Origin of the sequence: Bifidobacterium catenulatum DSM 16992 = JCM 1194 = LMG 11043 (assembly GCF_001025195.1) — a bacterium.
In the GTDB taxonomy this organism is placed as follows: Bacteria; Actinomycetota; Actinomycetes; order Actinomycetales; family Bifidobacteriaceae; genus Bifidobacterium; species Bifidobacterium catenulatum.
Genome location: NZ_AP012325.1, coordinates 560,059 through 579,429 on the forward strand (window position 1 = coordinate 560,059; position 19,371 = coordinate 579,429).

Below are 19,371 nucleotides of genomic sequence, written 5' to 3' on the forward strand. Positions count from 1 at the left end.
TTGTTAGGATAGTTGACGAAAAACAAAGGAGTGGATATGACTCAACGTAGATCCTATCGTTGGCCGCAGCCGTTGGCTGGGCAGCAAGCCCGCATCTGGTACGGCGGGGACTACAATCCCGACCAGTGGCCGGAAGAGGTGTGGGACGATGACGTTCGTCTGATGAAGAAGGCTGGCGTGAACCTCGTGTCCGTGGGCATCTTCTCGTGGGCGAAGATCGAGACGAGCGAGGGCGTGTACGATTTCGACTGGCTCGACCGCATCATCAACAAGCTGGGCGAGGCCGGTATCGCAGTGGACTTGGCGTCCGCCACCGCGTCGCCGCCGATGTGGCTCACCCAGGCGCATCCCGAGGTGCTGTGGAAGGACTACCGCGGCGACGTGTGCCAGCCGGGCGCCCGCCAGCATTGGAGGCCGACCAGTCCGGTGTTCCGCGAGTACGCGCTGAAGCTGTGCCGTGCGATGGCCGAGCATTACAAAGGCAACCCGTACGTGGTCGCATGGCATGTGAGCAACGAGTACGGCTGCCACAACCGCTTCGACTATTCCGAGGACGCCGAACGCGCGTTCCGAAAGTGGTGCGAGGAACGCTACGGCACCATCGACGCGGTGAACGACGCGTGGGGCACGGCGTTCTGGGCACAGCGCATGAACGACTTCACGGAAATCGTGCCTCCGCGTTTCATCGGCGACGGCAACTTCATGAACCCGGGCAAGCTGCTTGACTTCAAGCGTTTCAGCTCCGACGCGCTGAAGGCGTTCTATGTCGCCGAGCGCGACGCGCTTGCCGAGATCACTCCGGACCTGCCGTTGACCACGAACTTCATGGTGTCCGCCGCCGGTTCGGTACTGGACTACGACGATTGGGGCCGTGAGGTCGATTTCGTGTCGAACGACCATTACTTCATTCCGGGCGAGGCCCATCTGGACGAGCTCGCGTTCTCTGCGAGCCTGGTCGACGGCATCGCGCGCAAGGATCCGTGGTTCCTGATGGAGCATTCCACGTCGGCGGTGAACTGGCGTCCGGTCAACTACCGCAAGGAGCCGGGCCAGCTGGTGCGCGACTCCCTGGCGCATGTGGCCATGGGCGCGGACGCGGTGTGCTACTTCCAGTGGCGCCAGTCCAAGGCCGGCGCGGAGAAGTTCCATTCCGCGATGGTGCCCCACGCCGGTGAAGACTCGGCCGTGTTCCGTGACGTGTGCGAGTTGGGCGCGGATCTGAACACGCTGGCCGACAATGGACTGCTTGGCACGAAGCTGGCGAAGTCCAAGGTCGCCGTGGTGTTCGACTACGAATCCGAGTGGGCCACCGAACACACCGCCACGCCGACCCAGAAGGTCCACCACGTGGACGAGCCACTGCAATGGTTCCGCGCATTGGCCGACCATGGCGTGACCGCCGATGTCGTTCCGGTTAGTTCGAACTGGGACGAGTACGAGGTGGTCGTATTGCCGAGCGTGTACATCCTGTCGGAGGAGACCACCCGCCGCGTGCGCGATTATGTGGTGAACGGCGGCAGGCTGATCGTCACGTACTACACAGGACTGTCCGACGAGAAGGACCACGTGTGGCTCGGCGGCTTTCCAGGATCGATCCGTGACGTGGTCGGCGTGCGCGTGGAGGAATTCATGCCCATGGGCGACGATTTCCCGGGCGTGCCGAGCCGTCTCGGTCTGTCGAACGGCGCGGTCGCGCACGATATCGCCGACGTGATCGGTTCGGTCGACGGGACGGCCACCGTGCTGGAAACGTTCAAGGACGATCCGTGGACCGGCATGGACGGCGCTCCGGCGATCGTCGCGCACACATTCGGCGAAGGCCGTAGCGTGTACGTGGGCGCGCGCCTCGGGCGGGACGGCATCGCGTTGAGCCTGCCGGAAATCCTTGATTCGCTCGGCATGGCCGAAACGGGCGGAAACGACGGCCGAGTGCTGCGCGTCGAACGTGAAGGCGCGGACGGTTCGAGGTTCGTGTTCTCGTTCAACCGCACGCATGAGACGGTCCGGGTTCCGGTGGAAGGCGAAGTCGTGGTCTCCTCGTTCGCTGAAGTGAGTGGCGAAACCATTTCGATCAAACCAAACGGCGTGATCGTCACTAAGCAGTAAGCGGACAGCAAGCAAATAATCGCAACATTATGGGTGTCGGCAGGTTGATGATTGTCAATCTGCCGACACCCATTTAATTTATCCTATTCGAATAAAAACTAGGCGTGGAATTCCACTGCAGCCCAACTGATTGCTGGCAAAGTGCAGTGAACTGATCCATTGTCGATTGTTGCATGAAGCTCTTGGGGTGTCACTGCGGTTGGGTCGTCTGCGGAATTACGCTGATATGGATTGTCGTCATGCAGAATAATGGCCTTGTCTATATGGAAGTCGGATATGTCGAAATACGGCAGTTGAGACAGAGAAGCCGTAACCTTATGTGCGTCGGATGCGTCGCGATTCACCATAAGCAGAAGACCGGAATGATTCGTTTCGTCCCAAGTGATTACTGAATCAAGGGCATTGACCAAGCCGAAAGATTCAGTCTCTACGTTGGGAGAGTCGATGACTGGACTGTAGGCAATGCCATGGGCGTGTTGTGCGGCTTCGGCAAACGGATAGAAGACAGTTTGACGCCATGCGGGACCGTTCTTTTCGGCCATGATTGGCGCAATCACATTGACCAACTGCGCGCGCGAGGCAGAACGCACTCGGTCGCAGTGCTTAAGCAGAGTGATCATCAGCGACCCTTCTACCACTGCATCGGCTGCATTGTAGATATCTTCGAGCAGACGCGGTGCTTTCGGCCATGACTCATGATGAAGATCCTTGCCTGATTGGGCTTTCCATTCAGCTTCCTGCTGATTCCAGACGTCGGAATACCAGACGCCCCACTCATCAAATGACAGTGCTATATCATGATCGCCTGTGTGGGCATTTTTGGCTTCGTCTGCACATGCCGCCACGGTGGAGATGAACGTTTGCATGTCTTGTGAACTTGCCAGATAATCTTGCAACGATTTTGCTCCACGTTCGTAGTAGTAGGCATGGCAGGAGACGAAATCGAGATTGTCGTATGCTTTGGTAAGCACGCTGCGTTCCCAGGATCCAAACGTTGGCATATGGGCGCTGGAGGAGCCGCAGGCCACGAGTTCCAAGCCTGATTCCGCGAGTTTCATGGCGTGTGCGACTCGGTCCACGGCTGCGGCATACTCGTCAGGGCTCATATGTCCCACCTGCCAAGGGCCATCCATTTCATTGCCGATGCACCACATTTTGATGTCCATTGGTTCGGTGATTCCGTTACGTACGCGGCGATCGGCAAGCTCGGTGCCGGGCGCTCCGTTGACGTATTCCAACTCTTCCAGCGCGGCCTTCAATCCTCGGGTGCCCATATTGACGGCAAGCATGATTTCGGTACCGGTCTTCTTGCTCCATCGGTAGAAATCGTCGATACCGACTTCATTGGTTTCGGTGCTGTGCCATGCGAGATCTCGTCGTATTGGGCGTTGCCCCCGTGGCCCTGTGCCATCCTCCCAATTGTAGGCAGAGACGAAATTGCCGCCGGGGTAACGCACGCAGGTCACACCAAGTTCTTTGACTAGATTGATGACGTCTTGGCGGAATCCGTTTTCGTCGGCTGTGGGGTGACTTGGCTCATAAATGCCTCCGTAGACACAACGTCCAAGATGTTCTACAAATGATCCGAAAATGCGGGGTGGTATATCGGCAATTGCGCTGTTTTTTTGCACTGTGATTGTGCTGGTTCCGGAAGTCATGCCGTTCCTTTCGATGAGTGGTCTGATGAAATGTCCGCGTTGCGCGAGCTTCGACGGATATGCATCGTCTAGTATGCAATCATATCGTGTTTGCGTAGCTAAACAAAATATGCTAGGTAACTAAAGAAATACTGGAAAATCAACGATTTGCATATTTGTTTGCGTAAACATAACTTTTGTGTTATCCTCATGATTGTCGGAAGGGTCAATGAATGATTCATAGCCGATAATGTTGGTCGATGTAGGAGGTCGGCCATGTTTAAAGGAAGGAAGAACGATGAAGTTCACTGCATCCAAGAAAACAATCGCTCTGGTTGCTGCTGCTGCGATGCTGACTAGTGTCGCAGCCTGCGGAAGTTCCTCGAATTCGAGTTCTTCGGGGGTGACAGAGGGTGGTAAGACTGAAATTACGGTATGGTCTTGGGATTCCACTTTGCCGCGTACCGTGAAGGATTTTGAAAAGGCCAATCCGGACATCACTGTTAAGGTGACCAATGCCGGCACGAACAGCACCGAATACACGGCTTTGAACAATGCGCTTTCTGCAGGTAAAGGTGCGCCAGATTTGGTGCAGATTGAGTATTATGCACTTCCCGAATATCAGGTTCGTGGAGAGATTGAAGACCTGAGTCAGTTTGGTGCGGGCAAGTTCTCGGATTTCTATACGCCGGGCACGTGGGCTTCTGTGAAACTTAATGGCGGTGTGTATGCACTGCCGATGGATTCCGGACCGATGGCATGGTTCTATAACAAGGATGTGTTTGATAAGGCCGGGGTCGATCCGACTCGGGTGAGGACGTGGGATGAGTTCTACGATGCTGCCAAGAAGGTTCGCGCAACAGGGTCCTACATTACGTCCGATTCTGGTGATGCTGGCTTCTTCGATTCCATGACATGGCTGGCGGGTGCGACGCCGTTCTCCACTGGTTCCGATGGACAGTCCGTCACCATCAACCTCAGCAATGATTCCAAGGTCAAGACTTTTGTTGATTTCTGGCAGAAGATGATTGATGATGATCTTATTGATACCAAGACCGCAGGCTGGAGTGATGATTGGAACAAGAGTTTGAATGACGGCTCTATCGCTTCGCTGCTGACCGGTGCTTGGATGCCGTACAACTTGCTTTCCGGTGCTCCTGACGGTGAGGGGAAGTGGCGTGTTGCTCAGATGCCGACTCCGGATGGATCTGAAACCAATTCCGAGAACGGTGGTTCTTCGCTTGCGATGGTCAAGACGGATGACAAGGCCAAGGCCGAAGCTGCATACAAGTTCGCTGAATATGCGTGCCACAATGCCGAAGGCATCAAGACTCGCGTCGATGGCGGCGCATTCCCTGCCGATAACGACACTCTCGCTTCTGATGACTTCCTGAACATGACCTCTCTGACTGATTCCGATGGCAATGCGCACGAATACTTCGGTGGTCAGAAGTTCAATGAGGAGCTCGCCAAGGCTGCGGCCAATGTTTCGACTGGCTACAAGTTCCTGCCGTTCGAGGTTTATGCGCGTGGCGTATATAGCGATGATGCCGGTGGTGCATATACCGACAAGTCCGTCACCCTTGCTGAAGGTGTTCAGGCTTGGGAAAAGAATATCAAGGATTATGCATCTCAGCAGGGCTACACCGTGAAGTAGCTGCATGATTCCATAGTGGAATCGGTAAATATGAGCGTCTGTGGATTGAGGGATTGTCAATCGGCGGACGCTTTTTTGAGCTATCAGTGGATTGCGTAGCTGAATCGAAGAGATTGGAGGATTGTACGCTGGCTTTCGGGTGACTGACGTACACTCAAATGCGTATGCCTGTACGCACGTTCTCGTGTGGGAACACCAAATGGGAGGAATCGGCTTGAAACTGGTGAAACGAATCATCGCCATCTGCTGTGCGGCCATTATGGCAGTCAGTGCGGCCGCTTGCGGAGCCAACGTCGATTCCCGCACCGAAATCACCGTGTGGTCGTGGGAGCCGAGCATGAAGCAAGTCATCGCCGGTTTCGAAAAGGAAAATCCCGACATCCACGTTATTTGGAAGAACACAAGCGGCTATGACAATCTCAACAACGCCATTCAAGACGGCTACGGCATTCCCGACGTGGTGCAATTGGAATACTATGCATTGCGCCAGTATGCGGTAAGCAGCCAGCTGATGGCGATCACCGGGCGCACGAAAGACTATGGCGATTTCTACACGCCCGGCACATGGGCTTCGGTGCAGCTGAACGGCCGCGTGTACGGCCTGCCCATGGATTCCGGCCCAATGGCGTTCTTCTACAACAAAAGCGTGTTCGACCAGGTCGGCGTTGACGCGTCCAAAATTCGCACGTGGGACGCCTATTACGAGGCCGCCAAAAAGCTCAAGGAGATCGGCGTGTACATCGCGGCCGATTCTGGAGACGCCAGCTTCTACGACACGATGATCTGGCTTGCCGGAGGACGCCCCTTCTCTACCTCCAACGACGGCAAAAACGTGACCATCAACCTCACCGGCGATGAGGGTACGAGAACCTTCACCGAATTCTGGCAGAAAATGATCAACGAAGGATTGGTGGACACGAGTCTGACCGCATGGTCCGATGGATGGAAGGAAGCCGTAGGAGAGGGGAAGATCGCCTCCATGTTCTCCGGCGCATGGTTGCCGTCGCTACTTATGTCGAACCTTCCTGGAACTGCGGGATTATGGCGTGTGGCACAGATGCCGACACCAGATGGCAGCGCCACCACGTCGGAAAACGGCGGATCCGCGCTGGCCGTGCTACAACGTTCTCGTAAACCCGAAGCGTCATATCGTTTCATTGAATACGCATGCCATAAAGCGGAAGGCATCAAAGCCCGCGTGGATGGCGGCGCATTCCCCGCCGACAACAACACGTTGTCTGATCCGGAATTCCTGCACAAAACCACCGTGACCGACGAGCGTGGCATTGAAATACCGTATTTCGGCGGTCAGGAATACAATCGCGTGCTTTCCGAAGCTGCGGAAAACGTTTCGACCGGCTACCAGTATCTGCCATTCGAAGTGTATGCGCGAAGTGACTTCCGCTCCACCGTGGGCAAAGCCTACAAATGGTCGAGTCTCTTGTGTAAGGAGCAGGACCGGTTGAACATCATCGCGGCCGGCGGCAAAGTGTCCGACAAATCCGCCATCGGTGACGCGTTGAAGGAAACCGATTCCGCAGATCGACTTACATTGAAAAGCGGTATCGCGCTTTGGCAGAAGGATCTGAAGGAATATGGAACCAATCAGGGCTTTACTATTCAATAAATATTAATTATTTGCAAAAATACAAAAATAATGATGGCTGTCTTGTATTCGACTGAAAGCAAGACAGCCATCATTATTATGTAATGAGATTACATATTTATCTAAATATAAGATTTTCTATCGTACGTTACGCTCGTAAATATGCAGCATGCCTTTGAAAATCAGATCCGGATCGTAAATATCGATCATATCGGTATCATCGGCGAATACTCGGCTTAAACCACCCGTCGCGACCACGCGGAATTCTTCGTCGATTTCGCGATGGAATTGTGTGATCGTACGTTCGATGCCTCCGAGGAAGTTGTAGTACAAGCCGGCCTGCATGGCTGGTTTGGTGCTTTTCGCCAGAATCGATGCTGGCCGGGTGATTTCCACTTCCGGCAACTGGGCCGTGGCTTCCCACAAGGCGGTCGCGCCCGTGCGAATGCCGGTGGTGATCAGTCCGCAAATCACTGAAGCGTCGGCTGTTACGTAATTGAATGTGGTGGCCGTGCCGAAATCCGCCACCAGAATCGGACCGCCATACTCGTAGTAGGCTCCAGCACAGTCGGCGATGCAGTCGGCACCCATGTTCTGCGGATTGTCCATACGAATGTTAATGCCGGTTTTGACGCCCGGTCCAATGATCATCGGATCGATATTGAGGAATTTCACAATGCTGGCGCGGAACGAATGCATGACCTTCGGCACCACCGATGAGATGATCACATCGTCCACATCGCCCGGTGTGTAGCCACTCAACTGCAGGAATTGCGTGATCATCAGGCCATATTCGTCTGACGTGTGGTTCGATTTCGTGGTGATGCGGTATGTGCCGGCGATGTGTCCGTCATCGAGGAAGCCGATCACCACATTGGTGTTGCCGATGTCGACTGCGACCAGAAGCATATCGAATTCTCCTTACGATTACTGTATTGACGCTATTGCTTGCGATTGCGGTTGATATTTGCGATATTCACGATTTGGGCGGAATTGTGTTGTCGGTGTTGCGCAAGGCCGACAATTCGGTGAGTATGCGTTCCGCCAATTCCTGCTTGCCCATCTTGTTCCAATGTTCGATGATTGGCTCATCAGGGGTTGCGCCGGGCTTCAATACCGTCACCACATTCGTGTCCACCGCGAAACCGGCACCGGGGGTGTTGAGATTGTTGGCCACCAGCATGGAACAATGCTTCGACGCGAGTTTTTTCGCCGCATTCGCTTCCAAATCCTGCGTTTCCATGGCGAAACCGCACAAGGTCTGGTCAGCTGTTTTATGCTCGCCCGCCCACGCGAGAATATCGGGATTCGATGTGAGATGCAGATCGATATTGACGCGCCCGTTCTTTTTGATTTTCTCCTGAACCTGCTCGACGGGTCGGAAATCGCCGACTGCGGCCGCCATAATCGTCAGATCGGCTTGCATGAACCGTTCCTGTACTGCGTCGAACATGTTCCGCGCGGTGGTGACGTGAATCACATCAACGCCATGTGGTGCGCTCAATGACACAGGGCCCGACACGAGCGTCACATCCGCACCCATATCGCGTGCCTGTTCGGCGATCGCATAGCCCATTTTTCCGGTGGAATGGTTGGTGAGGTAGCGTACGGGGTCGAGCGGTTCCTGCGTGGGGCCGGCGGTAATGAGCACATGTAATCCGCGTAATGGCAACGTTTCGGCAGGTTGGGTCGCACGCAGCAAATCGGCCACGGCCGCTTCGATCGCGGCAGGCTCCTCCATGCGCCCTTTGCCGACATCCTGGCAGGCGAGCATGCCGGAACCCGGTTCCACAATGGTCCACCCGAGTTCACGGCAGATATTGAGATTGCGCTGCGTCACAGCATTCTCATACATGCGCACATTCATGGCAGGGCATAGGATTTTCGGCCCCTCGCTATAGGCAAGCACGGTGCTCGTCAGTTGGTCGTCGGCGATACCGCATGCGATTTTTGCGATGATATCCGCGCTTGCGGGGGCGATGACAAGCATGTCCGCCCATTTCGCATCATCCACATGATTGATATGCAACGGATCGGAAGGAGTATGGGCAACATCACAATCGTTGCGTTGTGCGGCGAACATGGATGTGCGTGTTTGCGTGTGCGTAAGCGAGCTGAATGTCAGCGGAGTGACGAACTCCTGTGCGGCTGCGGTCATCACCACGCGAACCTCATGCCCCTGCTTGCTCCAGTCGGAGGCGAGATGGCAGGCCTTGAAAGCGGCGATACTACCGGTTACGCCAAGAAGAATATGAGCCATAGCCGTGTTGTCCTTCCGTTGACCCTGGCAAGACTGATGAAAACTGCGTCAAGTATATATCGAACCGGCTGAAGCATACGGTATTGCTGTTGGGAGAATCAGCCATTGAAGTATCCGTGGGCATAGCGGATTGTAAAATCAGACTCCGGTGATCGACCTGTACAGGCGGTCAACCAGAGCAAACCCATAATCAAACAGGAGCAATCATGTCGCAATCTTCAGGTGCGTACGGCGAAGCCGACGCAACCGAACAGAAGAACGAATCAAAGGGACAGCCGCACAACACGGCCAGCACCGACACCACGCTGAACGCGCGGGCCAAATCACCAAAAACGCAAGGCCCGAAGAAGTGGACCTACGTGCTTGTCGCCGTCATTGCGATCATTGCCATCATCATTGGTGTTACCGCTTTCCGAAACCACAGTGAATCCAAAAACGCGAACGGAACATCGGCCAAAGCCGACACCGTTACTGTGGGTCTGAAACTTTCCCCGGTCAGCCTTGACATTCGTCAACAGTCCGGAGCCGCGCTCGAACAGATCCTCGACGGCAACGTCTACGAGGGACTGGTGTCGCGCGATTCGAACAATAAGGTCCAGCCAAGCATCGCCAAATCCTGGGATATTTCCAAGGACGGTAAGACCTATACGTTCCATCTCAATGACAAGATGAACTTCTCCAACGGCCACAAGCTTGATTCGGCCGACGTGGTGTGGTCTATCAACCAGCTCATCGAGAAGCAGTATCTGGATTCTGACGCCATCGAAAGCGTCAGCAAGGTCGAGGCGGTCGACGCCGACACCGTGAAGATGACCCTTTCCGAACCGGACTCGAACCTGCTGTGGAACCTCACCGGACGTCCGGGACTGGTGTTCGACAAGGACGCCAAGTACGACGCGAAGACCCAGGCCATTGGTTCCGGACCGTACACCGTCGAATCTTTCGACCCGGGCAACAAGATCGTGCTCAAGGCCAATGCGAAGTACTGGGGCACCGCGCACAAGGCGCAGACCAACAAGGTGGTCGTCCGCTTCTTCTCCGATGACAACGCCGCAGTTAACGCGCTCAAGAGCGGTGACGTGGATGTGCTCTCGCCGGTGAACGCCACGCTCGCCAAGGGGCTCGACCAGTCGAAGTATCAGGTCTCCGCGGCATCCGGAAGCGACAAGTTCGTGCTCGCCTTCAACTGCACCAATCCGAAGCTGGAAGACAAGCGCGTGCGCCAGGCGATCCGCTACGCCATCGACCACAAGGAGATCATCGCGTCCCGCGGTAACGTCGACCAGACGCTCGGCGGTCCAATCCCATCCGTCGATCCTGGCTACGAGGACCTGACCGGCCTGTACCCGTACAATCCATCCAAGGCCAAGAAATTGCTGGGCGAAGCCGGATACTCCGCCGACAATCCGCTGAAGCTCACCCTCACCTATGCCAACACGTATGGTCCCGAACTTGGCAACCAGCTTAAGAGCCAGCTCGCCAAGGTCGGCATCAACCTGAACATCAATTATGTGGAATTCTCCACTTGGCTGCAGGACGTGCACGCCAATGGCGACTATGAGCTTTCCTTGGTGGACCACGCGGAAAGCCACGATTTCTATTCTTGGACGAACCCGGAATACTACTTCCACTACAACAGCAAGAAGGTCCAGGAACTGTACGCCAAGTCGCTGGCCTCCACCGATTCCGCGACCAGCGAGAAGTACCTCAAGCAGGCGGCGCGTATCGTCAGCGAGGACGCTCCTGCGGATTGGCTGTTCGGATACCGTGTGACGGTCGCCCGTGACAAGAATCTTCACGGTTTCCCGGGCAAGCTTACGCAGATCCTGCTGCCGCTATGGCAGGTCTACAAGACCAAGTAAGTTACCGGTAATGAAATTCATCATCCAACGGCTGGGGTTGTTCATCGCGGCCCTGGCCGGTCTTTCTCTTTTGGTGTTTCTCGCACTGCGCATCCTTCCCGGCGACGTCGCCGCGGTGATTGCGGGAACGAAGGCGACACCCGAACGCATCGCCGCGTTGCGCTCGCAGCTCGGACTTGACCGTTCTTATCCGGCGCAATACGCGGATTGGATACTTGATCTGCTGCACGGCGATTTCGGAACATCCGTGATCAGTGGACGTTCCGTCGCATCCCAAGTGGCGGAACGTGTCGGTATCACCTTTCCTCTGATCGTTATGAGCCTGGCTATCGCACTGGTCATAGGGCTTCCGCTGGGATGCGCTGCCGTGCTGACCCGCAATCCGCATCTGCGTGGTCTGTTCCATGTGATCGCCATCGTCGCGGGCGCCATCCCCGCGTTGTGGGGCGGACTGCTGCTGATTCTGCTGTTCGCTCGCGGCAGCGGATTGTTTGGATTGTTCCCATCCCAAGGTTTCCCTGATGAGGGATGGTCGGATCCGTCATCCGCATTGTCTTCTCTTGTATTGCCGTCAGTTGCTACCGGTATCACTGCGGGGGCGTCGGTAATGCGGTACACGCGTGCGGCGGTCGGCGACATGGCCTCGTCGCAGGCGGTCGATATGGCAATGGCATGCGGCATGACCCGCAAGCAGGCGATATTGAAGGTCGCCTTGCGTCTTGCCACGCCGCAGCTCGTATCGGTGATCGGCCTGACTTTCGCGCATATGGTCACCGGCGTGATGGTGGTGGAAAACCTGTTCGCGCTTCCCGGACTTGGTGCCATGCTCGTCACCGATGTGGGCAACCGCGACCTTACCTCCGTGCAAAGCGAGCTGTTCCTGCTTGCGGCGTTGTTCCTGTTACTGGGGTTTGCGGTCGATTTGGCACACCGCGCGTTGGACCCACGTCTCAAAAGTGCGGGCGTCGGCTCGCAGGAGGTGTCCGCATGACCGATTCGAACAATCGAAACACATCGCCCAAACCCGTGTCATGCGCGACGGTTCCGGACGGAGCCAAGCACACGGCAGCAGGGTCGTCGGCAGCGAAGACGGTCATCGCATCCATCTGGCATACCGGCGGTGGCAAATACGCGATGATCGTTATCGGACTATGGGTCGCGGTATCGGCCATATCACTGTTCTGGACGCCGTACCGTCTCTTGGACACCGATGGCTACCATGTCTGGGCGTCACCATCCGGTTCCCATCCGCTGGGTACGGACGGTGTCGGTTCTGATGTGCTGAGTTGGCTGATGGCGGGATCTCGTACCAATCTGGCGATAGCGTTGCTCACTGTATGCGTCGCCGCTGCGGTCGGTCTGCTGCTCGTCGCAGCCATGGTGTCACGCAACAGTGCGTTTGCCTCCACATCGGTGGTCGTCGTGGACGCGCTGATCTCCCTGCCCACCGTACTGATTGCATTGATTCTCACAGTGCCGTTCGGAGCTTCGGCCGCGGTCATCGTCATCTCCTGCGGATTCGCATACGGCATGAATCTGGCAAGGATTCTGCGTCCAGCCGCCATGCTTGCGGCGCGCTCGCCATACGTTGAGGCGTCATTATGGGCCGGGGCCAGTCCGATTCGCGTGTTCTTTACGCATATCCTGCCGAACACCCTGCCTGTGCTCAGCGTGCAGCTTTCCATCAGCGCCGGCACCTCGCTGCTTGCCGAGGCGGGATTGACCTACCTTGGCGTGGGCGTCGGTTCGGGCGTTCCCAGTTGGGGGCACTCGCTGTCCACGTCGGTCAGATTCATCAGCATCTATCCTATGGCCGTGCTATGGCCGGGTCTGGTGGTCACTGTGGTCGTCATCGCGTTGAACCTTTTCGGAGATGCGCTGCGTGACGCCATCGACCCATTGACGAACTCGGCATTGAGGGACATCTCATGAGCGTGAATATTCGGAATCTCGATATCTCCATCAACGGCAATTCAATTGTGCATGACGTGCAGTTGACCATTGCGGACGGCGAACGCGTGGGGCTGATTGGCTCATCCGGCTCCGGCAAGTCGATGATCGCCAAAGCCATGATGGGAATCCTCCCCAGTATGGCGCAGGTAAGCGGCGACATTGACTTGGATGGCACACATGTCGTCGGCGCCACCGATGAGGTCATGGCCACCTTGCGCGGCCGCTCCGTGGGCATGGTGTTCCAGAACCCATCCGTCGCGTTGAATCCCGTGATGACAGTGGCCCAGCAGGTCGGATTGCCGCTGTACCTCCATTACGACTTGACGCTTGAAGAGCGGGCGGAGCGTGTCAGGACGATGCTGTCGAAAGTCGGTCTTGCCGAGGATGCGCTGCTCAAATATCCACATGAGCTGTCGGGCGGCCAGCAGCAGCGCGTCGGCATCGCCACGGCGTTGATCACCTCGCCGAGACTGATTATCGCAGACGAGCCGACTACGGCATTGGATTCGATCACACAGCGGCAGATCGTCGATCTGCTGACTTCGCTGGTCGACGATTCTGGCGCGTCCATGCTGTTCATCACCCATGATTTTTCGGTGCTGCGTCGCGCCACCACCCGATGCTACGTGCTATCCGAAGGGCATGTCGTGGAATCCGGCGCGACTTCCATGCTGCTTGAGTGTCCCACGACGCCCGAAGCCACAAATCTGGTCCGGGCCGCGCGCGAGCTTTCGCTCGATGTCGAAGGAGGACGATGATGGCCGAACCGACCATTCTGCTTGAAGGACGTGGCATCGACAAGTTCTTCGGCAAAGGCAGGCAACGCAGACAGGTGCTGTTCGGCGTGGATATCACGGTCTACGCGGGGGAGTGCCTTGCCGTGATCGGCGGCTCCGGATCGGGAAAGACCACGCTTACGCGTGTGTTACTCGGTTTGGAAGATGCCGATGCCGGCGACATACGCTATCGCGGTGAGGTTCTGCGCAAGCAGACCGTGAAATCGTTGCGTAGCCAGTCCGGACTGGTATTCCAGAATCCATTCGATTCGTTGGATCCGCGATGGCGTGTCGCAAAATCCGTCATGGAGCCGTTGCGGTTGCGCCACCACGACTGGTCCCCTGAACAGATTTCGGCGCATGTGGACGACGCTTTCCTCAGGGTGAGCCTCGATCCGACAGTATACCGGAACCGCTTTCCCATGGACCTATCCGGAGGGCAGGCACAACGTGCCGCGATCGCCCGCGCCATTGTCGACCATCCGACCGTGTTGCTTGCTGACGAGCCGATGAGCGCCATCGACGTTGCCGCACGCGTGCAGATTCTCGAATCGTTCAAGGCGATCCGTGCCGCCGAACCGAAGATGGCGCTCATCATGGTGTCTCATGATCTGGGTGTTGTCAAACACATAGCCGACCGCATCATGGTGGTTCATGACGGGCATGCCGTCGAAATTGGAACGGCCGCCCAAGTGCTGGAACGTCCGAAAAACGACTATACGAAACGGTTGGTTGACGCCGCTTCGATGTGATGGACTCCCGCAAAAGCTAACCCATGTCCGCTATTCGGACATGGGTTAGCTTTTGCCGCTGGAGGATGTGCTATCGTGTGATTCATGTTCAATTTCTCATGTTGTTGCTGTCGCTGACCAACCGCCCGAGGGGCGCGTGGTTCATCGAAGCATAACTTGAGACAGGGCATTCTTTCGGCATCCGCATTCTAGTGGGATGCCATTTCATCGCACAAGAATCATCCCATAGCCCAGTGCCTTACGCGGTTGGCATTACGTGGCTGCATATGCGGATGAACTGCGGTGAAAACACCATCGCAGGTCCCGTTTTCAAAATTGCAAGTGACAAACGCGAGCTTCTCGAAATCAAAAACAACGAAATCATCCATCGGAAGCCAATAAACAATCATTTGCAAGGAAACGCCATGGTCATCTACAATTCCCTTTCCGAACTCATCGGCAACACTCCGCTCGTCAAACTCAGCCACGTGACCGACGGCATCAAAGCCACCATCGCCGTCAAAGTCGAATATTTCAATCCGGGAGGCTCTTCCAAAGACCGCATCGCGGAACGTATCATTGATGCGGCCGAACGCAGCGGCGAGCTCAAGCCGGGCGGCGTGATTGTGGAGCCGACCTCCGGCAATACTGGCGTCGGACTTGCCCTCGTGGCGCAGCAGCGCGGCTACCGCACCATTTTCACCTTGCCGGACAAGGTCTCCGAAGCCAAGCGCGCGGTACTCCGCGCATACGGTGCCGAAGTGGTCGTAACCCCTACCGACGCGGGTCCGGATGATCCGCGCTCCTACTATCAGGTGGCGGAACGCCTCGCCAAAGCAATTCCGGGAGGGTACCGCCCGAACCAGTATGACAATCCGAACGGGCCGGAAAGCCACTACCACACCACCGGTCCGGAAATCTGGGAAGCCAGCGATCATCAGGTCACGCATTTCGTGGCGGGCATTGGCACCGGCGGTACCATTTCCGGCACCGGCCGTTACCTGAAAGAAGCTTCCGACGGTAAGGTGCAGGTGGTCGGCGCCGATCCGGAAGGCTCCATCTACTCCAATCCGGACGACGTGCACCAGTACAGCATCGAAGGCGTCGGTGAGGATTTCTATCCGAAGGCCTTCGACCGTGAGCTTCCTGACGAAATCGTGCAGGTCAACGATGCCGAAGCGTTCGAAATGACCCGTCGTTTGGCTGCGGAGGAAGGCCTGCTGGTCGGAGGATCGTCCGGCATGGCCGTTATGGCAGCCCTCAAATACGCTCGCGAGCATGATTTGGATGAAAACCAGCTGGTAGTGGCGTTGCTACCCGATTCCGGCCGCAGCTATATGGAGAAGATCTTCAACGACGATTGGATGCGTGCCAACGGATTCGCCGACGTTGTGGAACGCACGTCCAAGCCAAGTCTTGCGGAGCGGTATCTGTAAACCGCCGATCAGCTGCTTCACGATCATGCCCATCATTCGTTCAACCCAAACCATTCGCTATTTTCAAGGAGTTCCCATCATGACCATCTCGACCAACACCGAAGCCCTGAACGCCACCGCACTCGCCACCCGCGCCATTCACGCAGGACAAGAACCCGATCCGACCACCGGGGCCGTGGTCACCCCTATTTATATGACATCCACGTTCAAGCAGGATGGTGTCGGCGGCCTGCGCAACGGTTATGATTACAGCCGTTCCATCAATCCGACCCGCAATTCCTTCGACGAGCAGCTAGCGGCGGTCGAAGGCGCGAACTACGCGCTGAGCTTCGCTTCCGGACTGGCCGCCATCGACGTGCTGCTGCGTGCCACGTTGAAACCGGGCGACAATATTCTGCTTGGCAATGACGTGTATGGCGGAACCTACCGATTGCTTTCCAAGGTGTTCGTGCCGTGGGGAGTCGGCCTTGACGTGGTGGACGTCACCGATACGGCTGCCGTTTCCGCGGCGCTCAGCCAGAAGCAGTACCGGTACATTTGGGTGGAAACCCCGTCTAACCCGCTGCTCAACATCACTGATATCGCGGCCACGTCAGCTGTCGCTCACGCGCATGACACCAAAGTGGTGGTGGACAACACCTTCGCGTCCCCGGTATTGCAGCATCCGTTGGCGGACGGCGCCGACGTGGTCGTATATTCCACCACCAAATACATCGGCGGCCATTCCGACGTGGTAGGCGGAGCGGTGGTGCTCAACGACAGGGAAATCCGCGATGAAGTGGCGTTCCTTCAGAATGCGGCCGGAGCCGTGCCATCTCCGTTCGACTCTTGGCTTGACATTCGTGGCCTCAAAACGTTGGATTTGCGCGTCAAGCAGCACAGCCGTAACGCCATGAAGGTGGCGCAATGGCTGGAAACCCGCCCTGAAGTGGAACGCGTATGGTACCCGGGACTGGAATCCCATCCAGGCCACGAGATTGCCGCACGACAGATGCATGGAGGCTTCGGAGGCATGATCTCCGTGCAGATCGCAGCTGGATTCGAAGCGGCAAAGAAGTTCGCTGGTGCCACGGAAGTGTTCACCTTGGCCGAGTCGTTGGGCGGCGTGGAATCCCTGATTGAGCATCCGGGCGCCATGACCCACGCTTCCGTCGCCGGTACCACGCTGGAAGTGCCCGCCAATCTCGTGCGACTTTCCGTCGGTCTTGAAGATGCGGACGACCTGATCGCCGATCTGGAGCAGGCGCTCCACCAGATCTGATTTCTTTATTATTCGGGCGATGGGACGGCCAGCATAGGAAAGGAGCTTACGCCGGCCGTTCCGTTCTTCGCCGCCCACCGGCATTACATGGCATTGATACACTTGGAAACCATGACGCAAGCTGTTGGTTCCGTTGAATCCGTTGGTCCCCGTGCGCTGGGTGCTCTGAAGCATTATTTCGGATATGACGCCTTCCGTCCCGGTCAAGAAGGCGTAGTCAATGCGATTATCCAAGGTCGTGATGCGCTCGGTGTCATGCCCACCGGTGCTGGCAAGTCGATCTGCTACCAGATTCCCGCCACGCTTCTTCCGGGCATGACCATCGTCATTTCCCCGTTGATCTCGTTGATGCGCGATCAGGTCGACGCGCTCAACGACGTGGGCATTTCAGCCGCGTTCATCAATACCACGCAAAGTCCCGACGAACAGGATCTGGTGTTCGCACAGGCGTTGTCGGGACGGATCAGACTGCTGTATGTGGCTCCGGAACGTTTGGAAACCGAACGTTTCCGTACGTTCGCCAGTCGTGTGCCGATTTCTCTGGTCGCCGTTGACGAAGCGCATTGCGTGTCGCAATGGGGTCAGGATTTCCGTTCGTCATATCTTGGTATCGGCGATTTTCTGAAGGCGTTGCCGACTCGTCCGACGGTTGCCGCGTTCACTGCGACCGCGACGGAACGGGTGCGCCGCGATATTATCGGAATTCTCGGATTGCGTGATCCGTCCGTCACCGTCACCGGCTTCGACAGGGCTAACCTGTATTTCGACGTGATCAGGATGGAGAGGAAACATAAGGCTTCGTGGGTGGCTTCGTATATTGCGGATCATCCTGACGAATCCGGCATCGTGTATTGCGCGACCCGCAAGGAAGTGGAGTCGCTTGCCGAATCATTAAATATCGCCGTGCGCGAGCTGCGTGCGGCGAAAGGTGAGGATGCGACGCGAATCGGCACGATCGCAGTCGCCTATCATGGCGGTATGTCGGCCGAAACGAGGGGACGGGCGCAACGTGATTTCGTAACCGACCGTGTGCCTGTGGTGGTTGCCACGAATGCGTTCGGCATGGGCATCGACAAGTCGAACGTGCGTTATGTGATCCACCATAATATGCCGGAATCGATTGAAGCGTACTATCAGGAGGCCGGTCGTGCGGGGCGTGACGGCGAGCCGAGCCGGTGCACGTTGCTGTGGAACGAATCTGATATTGCTACGAGGCGAAGGCTGCTTGCTTCGGATTATGAGAACGAGCGTTTGACCGCCGAAGAGCAGGAGGTCGTGCGTGCGTCGAAACGGCGTCTGCTCAACGCCATGATCGGTTATTGCCGTACCACGGATTGTCTGCACGAGTATATGACCAGGTATTTCGGTGAGGCCGGGGGAGCGGCCGTCCGTGATGACGGCATGTGCGTGGGAGGATGTGCGAACTGCGGGAATACGTTTGAAACCGTTGACGTCACGGATATCGCGCGGGCCATCAGCCGCTGCGTGCATGACGTGAACCAGAAGGTCGGTTCGGGGAAGATCGTCAAAGTGCTGCGGGGATCGAAAGCGCAGGATTTGAACTATCTCCATCCTGCCGATCTGCCGACATACGGCATGTTGAGCGAGACTTCGGAGGCACGGATTCGTGACGTGCTCAGCCAGATGGCGACGGATGGTTTTCTTTCCATTTCGGAAGGCTCCATGCCGATCGTTCGCTTTGGTGAACGTGCGGCGGAAACGGTCGCACCGAATTTTCATTATGAAATCAAGAAGATCGAACGGAAGCACGCTGCGAAACGTGCGGAATCGCCGTCCGTAGGCTCTCAGGCTATGGGATCGTATGTGCCGGGCGACGGAGACGAGGAATTGTTCGCCAAACTGCGTGCGTTGCGGCTTGACATTGCCCGCGAACTCGGTAAACCCCCGTATATCGTCTTTTCCGATAAAACGTTGCGCGATATGGTGCGTGTCAGGCCGGTCACTGGCGAGCAATTCTCGCAAGTCAACGGCGTTGGTGCGCTCAAATTGGAAGCGTATGGCGAACGGTTCATGGAAGTGATCCGCGATTTCGCTGCATGAATCATGTGACGTGTCAGCTTGAGGA

The 19,371-nt window shown here is 56.6% G+C and carries 14 protein-coding genes; 11 read left to right on the forward strand and 3 right to left on the reverse strand.

What is annotated here, in order from left to right; all coding sequences use genetic code 11:
• The first annotated feature begins 36 nt into the window (after nt 1–36).
• Nucleotides 37–2,106, forward strand: coding sequence for a beta-galactosidase (locus BBCT_RS02360; RefSeq protein WP_033513179.1), 2,070 nt, complete (start codon nt 37–39; stop codon nt 2,104–2,106).
• A 98-nt stretch (nt 2,107–2,204) separates the two neighbouring features.
• Here the strand turns inward: BBCT_RS02360 and BBCT_RS02365 are convergent, their stop codons facing one another.
• On the reverse strand, nt 2,205–3,764 hold the full coding sequence (locus tag BBCT_RS02365; protein ID WP_003836340.1) for an alpha-N-arabinofuranosidase: 1,560 nt from the start codon (nt 3,762–3,764) through the stop codon (nt 2,205–2,207).
• Between the two features lie 277 nt (nt 3,765–4,041).
• Between BBCT_RS02365 and BBCT_RS02370 the strand changes: the two genes are divergently transcribed.
• Nucleotides 4,042–5,400 carry an ABC transporter substrate-binding protein gene (locus BBCT_RS02370; protein ID WP_003836341.1) on the forward strand — a complete coding sequence of 453 codons (1,359 nt, stop codon included), beginning with the start codon at nt 4,042–4,044 and terminating at the stop codon, nt 5,398–5,400.
• Nucleotides 5,401–5,599: 199 nt separating this feature from the next.
• Nucleotides 5,600–7,027, forward strand: a complete 1,428-nt coding sequence (locus BBCT_RS02375) for an ABC transporter substrate-binding protein (protein ID WP_003836343.1) — start codon at nt 5,600–5,602, stop codon at nt 7,025–7,027.
• A 117-nt stretch (nt 7,028–7,144) separates the two neighbouring features.
• Here BBCT_RS02375 and BBCT_RS02380 read toward each other — a convergent pair whose 3' ends face one another.
• Both BBCT_RS02380 and coaBC read right to left on the reverse strand, forming a co-directional pair.
• Nucleotides 7,145–7,915 (reverse strand): type III pantothenate kinase, encoded by a 771-nt coding sequence (locus BBCT_RS02380; RefSeq protein ID WP_003836345.1) that lies wholly within the window; start codon nt 7,913–7,915, stop codon nt 7,145–7,147.
• A 67-nt stretch (nt 7,916–7,982) separates the two neighbouring features.
• On the reverse strand, nt 7,983–9,266 hold the full coding sequence (coaBC, locus tag BBCT_RS02385) for a bifunctional phosphopantothenoylcysteine decarboxylase/phosphopantothenate--cysteine ligase CoaBC (protein WP_003836346.1): 1,284 nt from the start codon (nt 9,264–9,266) through the stop codon (nt 7,983–7,985).
• Between the two features lie 206 nt (nt 9,267–9,472).
• Between coaBC and BBCT_RS02390 the strand changes: the two genes are divergently transcribed.
• From BBCT_RS02390 to recQ, 8 genes are all read left to right on the forward strand, one after another.
• A complete protein-coding gene (locus tag BBCT_RS02390) occupies nt 9,473–11,128 on the forward strand; it encodes an ABC transporter substrate-binding protein (RefSeq protein WP_003836347.1) in 1,656 nt (551 codons plus the stop codon).
• A 10-nt stretch (nt 11,129–11,138) separates the two neighbouring features.
• The gene (locus BBCT_RS02395; protein ID WP_003836348.1) at nt 11,139–12,119 is read left to right on the forward strand and encodes an ABC transporter permease; all 981 of its coding nucleotides are present in this window, start codon (nt 11,139–11,141) and stop codon (nt 12,117–12,119) included.
• 143 nt (nt 12,120–12,262) lie between these two features.
• Entirely contained in the window at nt 12,263–13,060 is a 798-nt protein-coding gene (locus BBCT_RS02400) for an ABC transporter permease (protein ID WP_192917068.1), read from the forward strand.
• Nucleotides 13,057–13,839, forward strand: a complete 783-nt coding sequence (locus tag BBCT_RS02405) for an ATP-binding cassette domain-containing protein (protein ID WP_003836351.1) — start codon at nt 13,057–13,059, stop codon at nt 13,837–13,839. The genes BBCT_RS02400 and BBCT_RS02405 overlap by 4 nt, the downstream gene beginning before the upstream one ends.
• Nucleotides 13,836–14,609, forward strand: coding sequence for an ATP-binding cassette domain-containing protein (locus BBCT_RS02410; RefSeq protein WP_003836352.1), 774 nt, complete (start codon nt 13,836–13,838; stop codon nt 14,607–14,609). The genes BBCT_RS02405 and BBCT_RS02410 overlap by 4 nt, the downstream gene beginning before the upstream one ends.
• A 404-nt stretch (nt 14,610–15,013) precedes the next feature.
• A complete protein-coding gene (locus BBCT_RS02415) occupies nt 15,014–16,024 on the forward strand; it encodes a pyridoxal-phosphate dependent enzyme (RefSeq protein WP_033513187.1) in 1,011 nt (336 codons plus the stop codon).
• A gap of 79 nt (nt 16,025–16,103) precedes the next feature.
• Entirely contained in the window at nt 16,104–17,285 is a 1,182-nt protein-coding gene (locus BBCT_RS02420) for a cystathionine gamma-synthase (protein ID WP_128805825.1), read from the forward strand.
• 111 nt (nt 17,286–17,396) lie between these two features.
• Nucleotides 17,397–19,346 (forward strand): DNA helicase RecQ, encoded by a 1,950-nt coding sequence (recQ, locus tag BBCT_RS02425; protein WP_047750585.1) that lies wholly within the window; start codon nt 17,397–17,399, stop codon nt 19,344–19,346.
• Nucleotides 19,347–19,371: the final 25 nt, after the last annotated feature.